Source organism: Campylobacter sp. CCS1377, from assembly GCF_040008265.1.
Taxonomy (GTDB): domain Bacteria; phylum Campylobacterota; class Campylobacteria; order Campylobacterales; family Campylobacteraceae; genus Campylobacter_D.
This window is the reverse complement of sequence record NZ_CP155620.1, coordinates 1,265,061-1,278,250: the sequence shown is the minus strand read 5'-3', so window position 1 is coordinate 1,278,250 and position 13,190 is coordinate 1,265,061. Positions and strand designations below refer to the sequence as shown.

Annotated in this window: 12 protein-coding genes and 1 pseudogene; 7 read left to right on the top strand and 6 right to left on the bottom strand. The window is 29.9% G+C overall.

Annotation, left to right across the window (positions count from 1 at the left end):
* Window positions 1-68: 68 nt before the first annotated feature.
* The 3 genes and pseudogenes from AAH949_RS06425 to AAH949_RS06415 all read right to left on the bottom strand — a co-directional run.
* Window positions 69-548: pseudogene (locus tag AAH949_RS06425) on the bottom strand (phosphoribosylanthranilate isomerase); the annotation flags it as partial.
* Window positions 549-579: 31 nt separating this feature from the next.
* Window positions 580-2,178: an anthranilate phosphoribosyltransferase gene (gene trpD / locus AAH949_RS06420; protein ID WP_134238045.1), complete on the bottom strand. Its 1,599-nt coding sequence runs from the start codon at window positions 2,176-2,178 to the stop codon at window positions 580-582.
* Window positions 2,175-3,425: an anthranilate synthase component I family protein gene (locus tag AAH949_RS06415; protein WP_134238044.1), complete on the bottom strand. Its 1,251-nt coding sequence runs from the start codon at window positions 3,423-3,425 to the stop codon at window positions 2,175-2,177. Before AAH949_RS06415 ends, trpD begins: the two co-directional genes overlap by 4 nt.
* Before the next feature lie 284 nt (window positions 3,426-3,709).
* On the opposite strand from AAH949_RS06415, the gene AAH949_RS06410 reads away from it, so the two are divergent.
* The 3 genes from AAH949_RS06410 to AAH949_RS06400 are packed head-to-tail and all read left to right on the top strand — an operon-like array spanning window position 3,710 to window position 6,967.
* Entirely contained in the window at window positions 3,710-4,660 is a 951-nt protein-coding gene (locus AAH949_RS06410) for a cation diffusion facilitator family transporter (RefSeq protein ID WP_348518277.1), read from the top strand.
* Complete coding sequence (locus tag AAH949_RS06405; RefSeq protein WP_348518276.1) at window positions 4,647-4,844, top strand: heavy-metal-associated domain-containing protein; 198 nt, start codon at window positions 4,647-4,649, stop codon at window positions 4,842-4,844. The genes AAH949_RS06410 and AAH949_RS06405 overlap by 14 nt, the downstream gene beginning before the upstream one ends.
* Window positions 4,844-6,967 carry a cation-translocating P-type ATPase gene (locus AAH949_RS06400; RefSeq protein ID WP_348518275.1) on the top strand — a complete coding sequence of 708 codons (2,124 nt, stop codon included), beginning with the start codon at window positions 4,844-4,846 and terminating at the stop codon, window positions 6,965-6,967. The genes AAH949_RS06405 and AAH949_RS06400 overlap by 1 nt, the downstream gene beginning before the upstream one ends.
* Here AAH949_RS06400 and AAH949_RS06395 read toward each other — a convergent pair.
* Together AAH949_RS06395 and AAH949_RS06390 are read right to left on the bottom strand one after the other, a co-directional pair.
* Entirely contained in the window at window positions 6,964-7,779 is an 816-nt protein-coding gene (locus AAH949_RS06395; protein WP_348518274.1) for a phosphatidylserine decarboxylase, read from the bottom strand. The genes AAH949_RS06400 and AAH949_RS06395 overlap by 4 nt on opposite strands.
* Complete coding sequence (locus AAH949_RS06390) at window positions 7,780-8,913, bottom strand: metallophosphoesterase (RefSeq protein WP_348518273.1); 1,134 nt, start codon at window positions 8,911-8,913, stop codon at window positions 7,780-7,782. It abuts the gene before it with no gap.
* Between the two features lie 110 nt (window positions 8,914-9,023).
* Here AAH949_RS06390 and gltX point away from each other — a divergent pair, with 110 nt between their 5' ends.
* From gltX to AAH949_RS06375, 3 genes are read left to right on the top strand one after another with little or no spacing between them, the layout of a single operon-like run.
* Window positions 9,024-10,319, top strand: coding sequence for a glutamate--tRNA ligase (gene gltX, locus AAH949_RS06385; protein WP_348518272.1), 1,296 nt, complete (start codon window positions 9,024-9,026; stop codon window positions 10,317-10,319).
* 3 nt (window positions 10,320-10,322) lie between these two features.
* The gene (locus AAH949_RS06380) at window positions 10,323-10,592 is read left to right on the top strand and encodes a YggT family protein (RefSeq protein ID WP_134238037.1); all 270 of its coding nucleotides are present in this window, start codon (window positions 10,323-10,325) and stop codon (window positions 10,590-10,592) included.
* An 8-nt stretch (window positions 10,593-10,600) separates the two neighbouring features.
* Window positions 10,601-12,223: a lytic transglycosylase domain-containing protein gene (locus tag AAH949_RS06375; RefSeq protein WP_348518271.1), complete on the top strand. Its 1,623-nt coding sequence runs from the start codon at window positions 10,601-10,603 to the stop codon at window positions 12,221-12,223.
* Here AAH949_RS06375 and AAH949_RS06370 read toward each other — a convergent pair.
* Window positions 12,120-12,602, bottom strand: a complete 483-nt coding sequence (locus tag AAH949_RS06370; RefSeq protein WP_134238035.1) for a hypothetical protein — start codon at window positions 12,600-12,602, stop codon at window positions 12,120-12,122. The genes AAH949_RS06375 and AAH949_RS06370 overlap by 104 nt on opposite strands.
* 94 nt (window positions 12,603-12,696) lie before the next feature.
* On the opposite strand from AAH949_RS06370, the gene mobB reads away from it, so the two are divergent.
* Window positions 12,697-13,188 carry a molybdopterin-guanine dinucleotide biosynthesis protein B gene (gene mobB, locus AAH949_RS06365; protein ID WP_134238034.1) on the top strand — a complete coding sequence of 164 codons (492 nt, stop codon included), beginning with the start codon at window positions 12,697-12,699 and terminating at the stop codon, window positions 13,186-13,188.
* Window positions 13,189-13,190: the final 2 nt, after the last annotated feature.

The following is a 13,190-nucleotide window of genomic DNA, read 5'->3' as shown; positions in this document are numbered from 1 at the left end:
TTAACCTTATTGATAATTTCTTGAACGAGGGAAATATTTTTAAGAAAATTTTCATCCTCTACTTTTGAATTTATATCCAAAATTTTAGGTTTTAACGCACAAGCCTCTAAAACATTGTGTGTGCCTATACCACCTGCTAGGGCAAAATCTTTACTATACATTTTAAGTAAATTCCAATCAAAACTTACACCATTTCCACCTTTAAATTTACCTTTAGTATCAAAAAGTATCAAATCAGCATAAATATTTTTTGGAATTTCAAGTTTATCTTGCACACTAATAACCTGCCAAATAAATATTTTCTGTGTTTTTAAAATTTTAAATTCATCCTTAGGGATCAGGCGATGAATTTGTACGCCATCAAGTTTAGCATAATGCACGGCTTTAAGGATAAATTCAAGCCCTTCATCTGTAAATACTCCAATGGCTAGTTTGTTTTTTTTATGAATGATTTTAGCAAGGGTTTTTGCTTGTTTTAAATCAACCCTTCTGGGACTTTTGGAAAAAATTAAGCCCAAATAATCTACATCCAAATTCGCTACTTCCATAGCATTTTTTTTATCTTTTATCCCACAAATTTTAAGCTTTGGCATAGTCTTGATACTCCTTAAAATACTCTAAAACCCTACCTGAATAAATGGCTTCCAAAATTATATCTTTGGCTTCTTGTGGAGTTTTAGCTTTATTGGCTGTGTAAAGCGCAAACATTGCGTTTAAAATAACAATATCAAATTTAGCTCCTTTCATTTTTCCGCTTAAAATATCAAGCAAATCTTTTGCATTTTCCTTGGCATTTGATCCGCTAATCTCGCTATGAAAAGCACGACGAAAGCCAAATTGCTCTGGAGAAATGCTATACTCAAAAAGCTCACCGTCTCTAAGTTCGATAATTTTACTTTCATCGCAAATGCTAAGCTCATCCATTCCGTCATTTCCTCTTACAACCAAAGCCTTTTTACGCCCTAAAGTTCTTAAAACTTCGGCTAAAAGCCTATGTACTGGAGCGTGATAATTTCCCATCATTTGATATTTTAATTTAAGATTTGGATTAAGCAGTGGTCCCAAAACATTAAAAACAGTTCTTATGCCTAATTTTTTACGGATCTGACCTAAATGTCCAATTAAGGGATGAAAATAAGGGGCATGAAAAAAGCTTAAATTTTTGTCCCTTAAAAATTTCAAATTTTCTTCCAAACTTGTAGGAAGTTTTAAATTTAAAGCAGTTAAAACATCAGAACTTCCGCTCGTGCTTGAAATGGCTTTGTTTCCGTGTTTGGCAACTTTTACGCCTAAGGCAGCTAAAATAAAAGCGCTTGTTGTTGAAACATTAATGCTTTTAAAACCATCTCCGCCAGTGCCTACAATATCAATCATTTCACTTTCATCACTAAAGGTTTTTGAGTATCTTAAAATTTGGCGCACAAAATGACTTAATGATTTTTCGTTTAATGATTTTTCTGTGATTAAAATAAGCAAAGCTGCCATTTGCAGAGGTTCGTAATTTTGACTCATGATAATTTTACAAATTTCGCTAAAATCATCACTTTCTAAACTAACATCATTGCTTAATTTTTGCAAATAAGGTACAAGTGTGTGAGTTTGTGTTTCTTGTTTGTTTTTTTGCTGCAAAAAATTAGCAAAAATTTTCAAACCATATTCGCTAAAATAGCTTTCTGGATGAAATTGTATGCCAAAGTATGGCAAATTTTTATGCTTCATTGCCATTAAAATTCCATCGTCGCTAAAAGCCAAAGCTTCAAGTTCATCGCTTAAATCATCAACATATAAAGAATGATAACGCATCACGCTAAAATACTCGGGCAGATCTTTAAAAAGCTCATTATCTTTTGCAAATTCAAGCTTTGAATTTTTGGCATGAGTTGGCTTTTGAAGTCTTAGAATTTTAGCATTGAAACTTAAGCCTAGAGCTTGGTGTCCTAGACATATTCCAAGAGTGGGAATATTTAATTTTGCTTTAAAAATTTCAAGACAAATGCCGCTATCTTTTGGATGTTTTGGACCTGGACTTAAGATAATGTGTGTGGGATTTAAATTTTGTATTTCATCAAGGGTAATTTTATCATTGCGAACAACTAAAATTTCATCTTTGCTTAGGACTTCTAGCATATTTTTTATGTTAAAAACGAAAGAATCATAATTATCAATTAAAAGTATCATTGAAAATCCTTTGTAATTTTTTCAAAAGCAACGAGTAAAGCTTTTCTTTTGGCGCAAATTTCGGCATATTCTTTTTTTGAATCACTGTCTAAAACTATACCAGCACCGCTTGCTATATAAGCTTTATCGTCTTTAAAAAACGCAGATCTTATAATGATAGCTAAAACCACATCTTCGTTAAAATTTAAAAACCCTACGGCTCCTCCATAAACCCCACGGTCTAAATTTTCAAGTTCTGCTATGATTTGCAAGGCTCTGATTTTTGGTGCGCCACTTAAGGTTCCTGCAGGAAAAGTAGCTCCTATAACATCAAAAAGACTTGTGCCTTCTTTCATTGTGCTATAAACTTCGCTAACAATATGCATTAAAAAGTCGTTTTTTAGTATACTAAAAAGCTTCTCAACTTTGGTTTTATAGCCAAATTTTGATGCATCATTTCTGGCTAAATCTACAAGCATTTTGTGCTCGCTTAGTTCTTTTTCATCACTTAAAAGATCTTTTTCTAGTGCAGCAATATCGCTATTTTTGTCTAAATTTCTAGTTCCTGCAATGGGTGCTAGAAAAATTTCTTTATTTTTAATTTTGAGTAAAAATTCAGGTGAAGAACCCAAAACTACGCCGTATTTAGTAGGAAAATAAAACATATAAGCACTAGGATTTAGTTCGCTTAGAGTTTCGTAAAAGTCAAATGGCTTGATATTATGCTCAATACAAAGTTGCTTGCTTAAAACAACTTGGAAAATATCTCCACTCAAAAGATAGTTTTTTGCTTTTTCAACCATAGAAATAAAGCTTTTTTCTTCTTCCTTTAAAGAATTTAAAATTTTAAACTGTGTTTTTTCCTTTTGGGTTTGACATTTAAAATCATTTTGTAAAAAATCGAAATATTTTTTCTCGCCAAATTGAAAGAACATTTTGCTATTTTTTTCATACACTAAGTAAGCTTTGGCATTGGCAAATAAAAACAAAGGAAAATCGTAATTTTTATTTTCGCTTTGCTGTAATTCTTCAAAAAGTGTAATGAAATTTGCGCTAAAAATCCCAAACAATCCGGCATAATCGCAAAGCTGATCCTTTGAAGCGCATTCATAAAATCTAGCCTTAAAATCACTAAAAGTTAAGTTATTGCTGTCAAGAAATTCACAATCAATCCCTATAATAACACGGTTTAAATCCTCTGCAAAATAAGAATTTTCACATTTTGCTAAAATTTGTTTATAATAAAAATTTGCCTGTTTATCTAGCATATTAAAACCTTTGTTGATATAAATAAATTTTTAAATAAAATATAGTCAAGAATAAAATTAGAGTTTAGAAGCGCCAAGAACGAAGAGTTTGAGTAAGGGTTAAAATTAAAGAATCATCAAAAAAAACATTTTGTTTCATTCTCTTGCCTTTCTTAAAAAATTTCTAGTAAGTCTAAAATAAAATTGATAAATTTTTGTTTAAATTCTTTTTGCATAAGCTTTAAAATGTTTAAGTAATTTTTTAGTTTTACTGTGTTAATTTGCAAACCAAAAAAGGAGAAATAATGTATGAATATTTATCTCATCAACCTTTGATTAAACAGACTTGCCATTCTCATGAGCATCATTCGCACGAACATCACTCTCATGCTGATGCAAGAGAAGTTGATAAAAAGATTTTAAAAATTTCCCTTCTTATGACCAGCTCTATGATGCTTGTGCAATTTGTTTATTCGTTACTATCAAATTCTTTGGCATTATTAAGTGATACTTTGCATATGTTTTCAGATGTTTTTGCGCTAGGACTTAGCTTTTTAGCCATCTTAGCGGTGCAAAAATTTAACAATGAACAAAAAACTTTTGGATATTTTCGTCTTGAAATTTTAGTAGCTTTTATCAATGCTTTAACCATTATAATATCTGCTATTTTTATCATTTATGAGGCGATAGAAAAGTTTATAAATCCAAGTAGTATTGATGCTAAAACTATGATTATAGTAGCAATTTTAGGCTTTTTGGTGAATGCAATTAATGGTTTTATGATGTTTAAGGGTGCAAATTTAGAAAATATTAATATGAAATCAGCTTTTTTGCATATGATGAGCGATTTGCTTGGATCTTTATTTGTAATTATAGGTGGAGTTTTGGTTTATTTTACAGGCATTGTGTATATTGATACGATTTTGGCTTTGATTTTATCTATTTTGCTTTTAAGATGGGCGGTTATATTGTTAAAACAAAGTGTGAATATTTTACTTGAAAGCTCTCCTATTGAAGTGGAAAAATTAAAACAAGCGATTTTAATTAGCGATGAGATTGAAGAAATTATTGATTTACATGTAACGCAAATTACAAATAAAATGTATGTAGCGACTATGCATATAAAAATTCAAAAAGAAAAAATTGCAGAATTTAGATTTTTATCTCGAAAAATTGCTAAAATTCTGCACGATGAATTTGAAATAGGGCATTGCACTATAGAGCCAGTTTGGGAGGAAAAAAATGAGAAGATTTAAAATTGAAAATGTAAATTGTCAAAATTGTGTGAATTTGATTAAAAATTCTTTAGAAGATGAATTTGGAAATTTTGAATTTGAAGAGGGTTTAAAAATAGTCAGATTGGATTTAAATGATGATAAAATAGCGCTTTTAAGGGAGCAATTACAACAACTTGGTTTTAAACTTTTAGAGGAAATTTAATGCAAGAAATAAGGCTTAAAATCGGGAAAATGACTTGCGTTAATTGTTCTAATGCCATAGAAAAAGTTTGCAAAAAGCTTGATGGAGTTGAGGATGCGAGCGTTTCTTATATCAATTCTAGCGGAGTGTTTTTATTAAAAGATGCTAAGACAAAACAAAAGGTATTGGATAAAATCACTGCGCTTGGCTTTGAAATTTTGGCAGATGATGAAAATTTAGCTCAGTATAAACTGCATTCTTTAAAAAAGCTAAAGTGGAATTTTTTTGCAAGTTTAATTTTAAGCTGTGTGATTATGGCTTTTGAAATGTTGCTTTTTAATACTTTTTCAAGTTTTGTTCAATTATTTTTAGGAGCTTTTGTGATCTTTTTTTGTGGGCGTGAATTTTTTATTCATGCCATCAAAGGGCTTAAAAATAAAGCTTTGGATATGAATACCTTGGTGTCTTTGGGAAGTTTTAGTGCTTTTGTATATTCTCTCTTGGCTTTTTTGGATTTTTTTGAAGAAAAACATTTGTATTTTAGTGGTGGAGCGATGATAATTAGCTTTATTTTGCTAGGGAAATTTTTAGAAGAAAAGGCTAAATTTAAAGCTTATGATTATCAAAGAAAACTTGAAGCTATCGATACGCAAAAAGCCTTGCTTGTTAAAGATGGCGTTGTAAAAGAAATTTTAAGTTCTTTTGTGAAAGAGAATGATGAAATTTTAGTTAAAGAAGGGGAGAGTGTTTGTGTTGATGGCGTAGTTATTAGCGGAAAAGCTGAGGTGGATCTTAGTTTTTTAAATGGAGAATTTATTCCTTTAACTAAACAAAGTGGAGATTTAATCCAAGCTGGGACTTTTTTAATCAATGGAAATTTAAGAATCAAAGCTCAAAAAAAATCTATCGATAGCACTTTAGAAAAACTCAAAGATTTAATTTACAAAGCGGGTAATGCAAAAATGCCTATTGCGCAATTTGCGGATAAAATTTCAGCTTATTTTGTTGCTTTTATTTTAATTTTATCTTGTTTTGTTTTTGCCTTTTGGGCTTTTAAAGAAGGATTAAATTCTGCTTTTTTGCATGCTTGTGCTGTGCTTTTGATTTCTTGTCCTTGTGCTTTGGGTTTAGCAACGCCCATTGCTATAGTGATCGCACTTTCAAATGCTGCTAAAAATGGCATTTTGATTAAAAATCCACCGGTTTTGGAAATTTTGCATAAAATACAATTTAGCATTTTTGATAAAACTGGAACTTTAAGTGAAGATAAGCTTAAAATTTATGCAAGTCTTATGTCTTTGCAAGATTTTGAAAAACTCACACAAATTCAAAAACTTAGTAATCATCCAATTTCTAAGGCTTTTAGTGATGAAATACAAGGCTCAAATTTAAAAGGCACTCTTAAGACTTTACCTACTAAAGGCATTGCTTATGAAGAAGAAAATGTTTTATATCTTGCAGGAAATGAAAAATTACTTCAAGAGTATCAAGTAAGCATTGATGAAAAATTCTTAAATTTTGTCCAAAAAAATCGCGATAAAGCACCTGTTGCTGTGTTTTTTGCAAAAGATAAAATGTGTTTGGGTGTGGTTTGTTTGAGTAATGAGTTAAGAAATGATGCTAGAAATTTATGCGAGTTTTTTACTCAAGAAAAAATCACTAATGTGATTTTAAGTGGGGATAATGAAAATAATGTCAAAACCGTGGCTTCAAAGCTTGGCATTAAAGAATTTTATTTTGCTTTAAAACCTGAAGAAAAACTTCAAATGATAAAACAGTATGAAAGTAAGGGTAAGTGTTTGTTTATGGGAGATGGGATTAATGATGCAGCAGCACTTGCTTTAGCGGATGTTGGCATTGTGGTAAATAATGCAAATAATTTGGCTAAAGAGTCCGGAGATATTGTTTTAAATAAAAATGAATTAATGCTTGCTGCCTATGTTTTCAAGCTTTCAAAAAAAACAATGAGTATTATAAAATTAAATTTACTTTGGGCTTTTGTTTATAATGCGCTTTGTATTCCTATTGCTGCGGGAGCTTTTTCTTTTATTGTCTTAAGCCCACATATCGCAGCTTTAGCGATGTGTTTTAGCTCTTTAAGCGTGGTGTTAAATTCTTTAAGACTGCTTCGAAAAATTGCTTAATTTTTTACGAATTTAGCAATTTGTTCTCCAAATTTAATCTGCTGCATTTCTTGAAGCTTGAAATCTAAAAAGCCTTTTTGCGCAATGATAACTATAGTAGAACCTAGTTCAAAATTTCCTAATTCTTCGCCTTTTTTAAAATAAAGCTTTTCATAATTATGTATAAAATCATGTTTGATTTTCGCATTAGTTTGTATGCTTTCGTCAAAATTAAAACGCATTTTTCCAACATTTTGGGCGCCAACAAAAACAAGCCATACTAAAAATTTATTATCAATCAAACATTTTAAAGAGACTCTCTCATTTTGAGTATAAACGCTTTTGATTTTATTAAGGTGTTTTTCATTGACACTAAAAAGCACCCCTTTAGTGTAAGCAGCGCTTAAAATTTGCATATCACAAGGTGCATGGTAGCGGTGGTAATCTTTTGGCGAAAGATAGATATTAACATATTCAAGTTTTTGTTCTAAATCGTTTTTATCATAATTATTTTTTAATAATTCTTCAAGTGAGTATTCTTTACCTTTGATACTAAAAGCAAAATGTTTAGTTTTAATTTTATGGCTTTTAGAGCATTGTAAAATTTTTCCATCACAAGGACTGATAAAATCATCTTCTATCATTCTTTCTTTTTGCAATTTTCTTGTAAATAGAGCATTTAGATTTTCATATTCGTTTGCATTTTTAAATTCACTCATATTAATGTTAAAAAATTCTATGTATTTTTGGTTGATAAAATTTTGTAAGGGCTTTGGAAAATTGATTTTTGCAATATGTCCAAAAATATTTGAAGTTAAATTTGAAAATGCCATTTATTCTCCTTTTAAATTTAAAAGTACTATTTCGCTTGGTGCTAAAGTCCTAAAACTTGGACCCCAAAATCCAGCACCACTGCTTACATAGAGTTGATTTTGTGTTTTTAGCTTATATAAACCGTGCAAATATCCTTGCTGAAGCAATACCAAAAATGCAAAAGGAAATATTTGTCCCGCATGTGTATGGCCACTTAAAATAAGATCAAAATGGCTTAGATCGAGCACATCGACACTTTTTGGTTGGTGTGAAAGCAAGATGCTAGGTAAATTTGGATCAAGTTTATTTTTGATAGCATCGATATCAGGAATATGAGATTGAAAACTATAGCTAGATAAATCAGCTATACCGGCTATATTAATTGAAGGTAATATTTTGACATCATTAATTAAAATATTAAGTTTAGTATATGTTTTTAAGAGTTTTATAACTTCATCGGCATCGTGATAATACTCATGATTGCCTAGCGCGTAAAAAGTTCCATATTTGGACTTAAATTCATCAAGTTTATGAATATAAGAGCTTAAATTTTGTGGTTTTGTATCAATTAAATCTCCTACAATAACTACCGCATCAATATCCTCATAAACATTGACTTTTTCTATAAGTTTTTGCAAAAAATCTTCATGCAAATTTTTTCCAAGATGAATGTCGCTAAGCAAAATGATTTTTAAATTTTCTTTCAATTTTGGAATGACAATTTCCTTTTCTTTTACGCTAGGTGTTCCAAGGGCATTATTTATGCTGTATTGTATAAAAAAACATCCTAGTAATATGAAGAAAATGTCAAAAAAAGTTTTGGCATATTTGGAATTTATACCCAAAAATAGCCCTTTATTTTGTAAAAAAGAACTTAAAATTTTAAATAAGTCTGCTAACAAGGCAATTAAAAATAAGCAATAACTTACCGCGTAAAAACTTGCTAAAAGTCCATAAATAAAATCACTTAAATAATCATCCCTACGAAAAAGCAAGAAAATAGCTTGTCCTAAAAACAAAAGTATTAAAAGCAGTGCGAATATTTTTTTAAAAGGTTTTAAAAAATGAATTTGCAAAATAAATCTTTTATAAATGTAGATATTTGCAATAGCGAAAAGTAATAATATCCCGAATGAAAAAACTAAAAATAACATAAGCGAAATTGTATCTAAGAAATTGTAAATGAAAGAATGGTTTTATTTTGATTAATATTTTTTTTTTATAATCAGCCAAAAATTCTAAATTTCAAAGGAAGTTATTTAAAATGTATCGTTTTGCTCCATCTCCTACTGGAGATATGCACATAGGAAATTTGCGTGCGGCTATTTTTAATTACATTTGTGCTAGACAAAATAACACGGATTTTATTTTGCGTATAGAAGATACGGATAAAGCTAGAAATATCGCAGGAAAAGAAGAGGAAATTAAGGAAATTTTGAAGCTTTTTGGAATTTCTTGGCAGCATTATTATGTGCAAAGTGAGAATTTGAAATTTCACCGTCAAATGGCTTTAAAACTTGTTAGCGAAAAAAAGGCTTTTGCTTGTTTTTGCACAGAAGAGGAATTGGAAAGCAAAAAAGAACTTGCCAAAAAGCAAGGCAAGGCTTATCGCTATGATGGCACTTGTGAGAATTTGGCTGATATAGATGTTTTAAAATGTGAAAAACCTTTTGTAATCCGCCTTAAAAAGCCTAATCAAACAATGAAATTTAGAGACTTTATTAAAGGTGAGCTAAGTTTTGAGCCTGAAAATATTGACTCTTTTGTGATTATGAGAACAGATAAGACGCCTACTTATAATTTTGCTTGTGCGGTTGATGATATGCTCGAAAATGTTACTTGCATTATCCGCGGCGAAGATCATGTCTCTAATACGCCAAAACAAGAACATATCCGTGCGAGTTTAGGTTATGAAAAAGCTATGACTTATGCACATTTGCCTATCATTTTAAATGAAGAAGGAGTGAAAATGAGCAAAAGAGAGGCGCATTCTTCGGTAAAATGGCTACTTGAAAGCGGAATTTTACCGAGTACTATTGCGAATTATCTTATCATGCTAGGCAATAAAACTCCTTGTGAAATTTTTACTTTAGAAGAGGCTATTACTTGGTTTGATATTTCTAAAGTTTCTAAAGCTCCGGCAAGATTTGATCTTAAAAAGCTTTTACAGATTAATCGCGAACATATAAAAATGATGCCAAATGATGAGCTCAATAAACTTTTAAATTTAGGTAAAGATGTAGCAGCACTAGCCAAATTTTATACTCAAGAAGCAAGTACTATAAAAGAGCTTAAGGAAAAAATTAGTTTGATTTTTGGTGTTAAAAATTATGCTGAATTTGAGGATGAGTGTAAAACTATCAAAGTTGCTTTGCGTGATTTGGCTTTGAGTGAAAATTATGAAGACTTTAAAAATGAGTTAATGAAAAAAACCGAGCTTAAAGGTAAGAAATTTTTTATGCCATTAAGAATCATCTTAACAGGAAGCATCCATGGCCCAGAACTTAATGATTTGTATCCGCATATAAAAGATTTTATTTATGATTTGGTAAGGATATAAAAAATGATTATTGATTCTTTGTTTCAGTCCTTATTACAAATGATTCAAATTCTTATCAGTATTTATACTTGGATTATTGTTATTACGGCTTTTTTGAGCTGGGTAAATCCTGATCCTTATAATCCTATCGTGCAGATTTTATATAAACTTAGCTATCCTGCTTATGCTTTGGTAAGGAAAATTCCAACACGCATTGGAAATATCGATTTGGCGCCATTAATTATTATTTTGGTTTTACAATTTATTAGTGTGTTGATTGCTAATATGTTTTAAGGTTTTTTATGAGATTATTTTTATTTTTATTTTTATTTTTGACTTTTCCTTTTGCTGCTGAATATGATTTAAAAACTTTAAGAATTAAAGAAAATTCTTTAGCAAAAGATTATTATATTCATAGACTTTTAGAAGAGAAAAAAATCAATAAAAAAGAAGCGCAAAATTTAGCAAATCATATTTTTCGTTATGTGGGAAAAATAAAAACCGAATTTGAGAAATTAGTTCCTGTTCAAACCTATATTGATCCAGCTTATGCCCCATGTTTTAATTATAATAAAAAAACCATTTTAGATGCCAATCTTACTTGTAAAAATTACCGTAGCAATTCTTTATATTTTATATCTTCCTTAGACAAAACAACAAGAACAAAGCTTGCTAAAGAATTAAAACAAAACTATCCAAATTCGGCTTTTAAGCTTGAAGCTTTTAATCAAGATAATCCTTTAGCCTATAGTGCTCAAAAACTTAATTCATCAGCTTTTTTGCAATTTTATGATTATTTTAAAAATAATGATCTTGTTTTAAGCGATGAATTTGTCAATGAGCTTGCTAAACATGGGTCTTTTAAAACTTTTGCTCAAAATATCATTATTAAGAAGAAAAATCCAAAAATCCGTGCTTCTTTGGTAAATATCAATCCACAAATAGTTAAGGAAGATACAGCTTTTTATTTAGGAGTAAATGCTTTGTTGCATGATGAAGAAAAACAGGCTTTTGCATTTTTTCAACAAGCTTATTTAAGTTTTAAGATGTCTTATACTAAAGACAATGCGCTTTTTTGGATGTATTTAATCAGTAAAAATGAGCAATATTTGGAAACTTTAGCACAAAGCAATTCTTTAAATATTTATGCATTGTATGCTAAGGAACTTAGAAATAAACCTTTTCCAGAAATTATTGTTTTGACAGCAGACGATAAAAAATCTAATTTTGATTTATTAGATCCTTTTTTGTGGCAAAATTTAAATAAGCAGATTCAAAACGCTGACGAAGCCGAGCTTTTAAAGCTTGCAAAGCAGTTTAATTCTCAACATACCTTAGCTATTTATGCTTATATTATGGAAAGAGTTTCTAAATTCAAGAAAAATTATTTTATTATGCCTTATTTTGAATATTTAAAAGATTATCCTGTTCAAAGACAAGCTTTAATTATGGCTATTGCCAGACAAGAGAGTCGCTTTATTCCTACGGCTATTTCAACCTCTTATGCTTTAGGCGTAATGCAATTTATGCCATTTTTAGCTAATCATATAGGACAAAAAGAGTTGAAAATTCCAAATTTTGATCAAGATGAGGTATTTAAACCTGAAGTAGCTTATTATTTTGCTAATCATCATTTAAATTATTTGGAAACTTATCTTAATTCCCCTGTTTTTGTAGCTTATGCCTATAATGGCGGTATAGGATTTACTAGAAGAATGTTGGAGCGTCCAGATATGTTCAAGGAAGGCAAATACGAACCTTTTTTATCTATGGAGCTTGTGCCTTATCAAGAAAGCAGAATTTATGCTAAAAAAGTTTTGGCTAATTATATTGTGTATCAAGCTCTATTGAACGATAATATAAAGATTTCGAGTATTTTTGAAAATTTAATTCAAAACAAGGCAAATCTTGCAAACAAACTTTAGCTTGCAAAGTGATATTGTTTTGATTGGATATGCTAACTTTATAATAGTTTGAATATTCATTGTTAATGAGATATTTTAAAAGTTCATCGTTGTGTTCTAAAGGCGTGATTTGGGCTTTATTGTTGTTGATAAAAACTTCCATTTTTTTGTGTTCAAATTCTTTTGGTGCCAAGGCTAAGACAAAAATTTCATCTTTGCTTTTATAATCCAAAACAGGATTTAAGTAGCTTAAACTTGCAATGCCACTTAAGTGATCTTTGCTAAGTTTTTGTTTGTGAGTGTGCATTAAAGTTTGTGCTTTTAAGTTGGTATAATTAATGCTTTCGCGCGAACAAGCACTCAGTAAAACTATGCTTAAAATTAAAATATAAAATTTCATAATCTATCCTAAAAAATTTTTCATATTTTAACCTTTTAACTCTATTTTTTGGTTTAAAATATTATAATTTCTTTTTTGTTTTAAGGAAATTAGAATGAAACAATTGGTTATGGCTTTTAGCGGTCCTTCAAATTCAGGCAAAACAACTTTGATTACAAAAATTGCAAATGAATTTATAAATCAAGATTTAAAAGTGCTAATTATCAAACACGATCCTTCTGATAAAGCGCAATTTGATTTTAACGGTAAGGATAGCTTTAAATTTTTTCAAAGTGGCGCCGAAGTGATGGTGCTTAGCCCTACAAGAACAACTTTTTTTTCGCATCAAGAAAGGGATATTTTTAGTGCTTTAAGAATATCGCCTGATTTTGATTTGTGTTTGGTTGAGGGTTTAAAAACACTTGATTTGCCACGCATTAGTGTCTTTTGTAAGGAAATTGATGAAAGCTATTTCGCTTTTTCAAATGCTGTTGCAAGTTATGAAAAAATTTCGCATAAAAGTTTGGTTTGGCTTGATTTAAATGATATACAAGGAATTTGTGAATATATTTTACAAAATGCAAAAAAATTAAAAGGAGAATTATAAAA

What these genes read in the sequence shown, in the direction of transcription:
- trpD (WP_134238045.1), bottom strand. Translation starts at nt 2,178, where the DNA reads ATGATACTTTTAATTGATAATTATGATTCTTTCGTTTTTAACATAAAA.
- AAH949_RS06415 (WP_134238044.1), bottom strand. Translation starts at nt 3,425, where the DNA reads ATGCTAGATAAACAGGCAAATTTTTATTATAAACAAATTTTAGCAAAA.
- AAH949_RS06410 (WP_348518277.1), top strand. Translation starts at nt 3,710, where the DNA reads ATGTATGAATATTTATCTCATCAACCTTTGATTAAACAGACTTGCCAT.
- AAH949_RS06405 (WP_348518276.1), top strand. Translation starts at nt 4,647, where the DNA reads ATGAGAAGATTTAAAATTGAAAATGTAAATTGTCAAAATTGTGTGAAT.
- AAH949_RS06400 (WP_348518275.1), top strand. Translation starts at nt 4,844, where the DNA reads ATGCAAGAAATAAGGCTTAAAATCGGGAAAATGACTTGCGTTAATTGT.
- AAH949_RS06395 (WP_348518274.1), bottom strand. Translation starts at nt 7,779, where the DNA reads ATGGCATTTTCAAATTTAACTTCAAATATTTTTGGACATATTGCAAAA.
- AAH949_RS06390 (WP_348518273.1), bottom strand. Translation starts at nt 8,913, where the DNA reads ATGTTATTTTTAGTTTTTTCATTCGGGATATTATTACTTTTCGCTATT.
- gltX (WP_348518272.1), top strand. Translation starts at nt 9,024, where the DNA reads ATGTATCGTTTTGCTCCATCTCCTACTGGAGATATGCACATAGGAAAT.
- AAH949_RS06380 (WP_134238037.1), top strand. Translation starts at nt 10,323, where the DNA reads ATGATTATTGATTCTTTGTTTCAGTCCTTATTACAAATGATTCAAATT.
- AAH949_RS06375 (WP_348518271.1), top strand. Translation starts at nt 10,601, where the DNA reads ATGAGATTATTTTTATTTTTATTTTTATTTTTGACTTTTCCTTTTGCT.
- AAH949_RS06370 (WP_134238035.1), bottom strand. Translation starts at nt 12,602, where the DNA reads ATGAAATTTTATATTTTAATTTTAAGCATAGTTTTACTGAGTGCTTGT.
- mobB (WP_134238034.1), top strand. Translation starts at nt 12,697, where the DNA reads ATGAAACAATTGGTTATGGCTTTTAGCGGTCCTTCAAATTCAGGCAAA.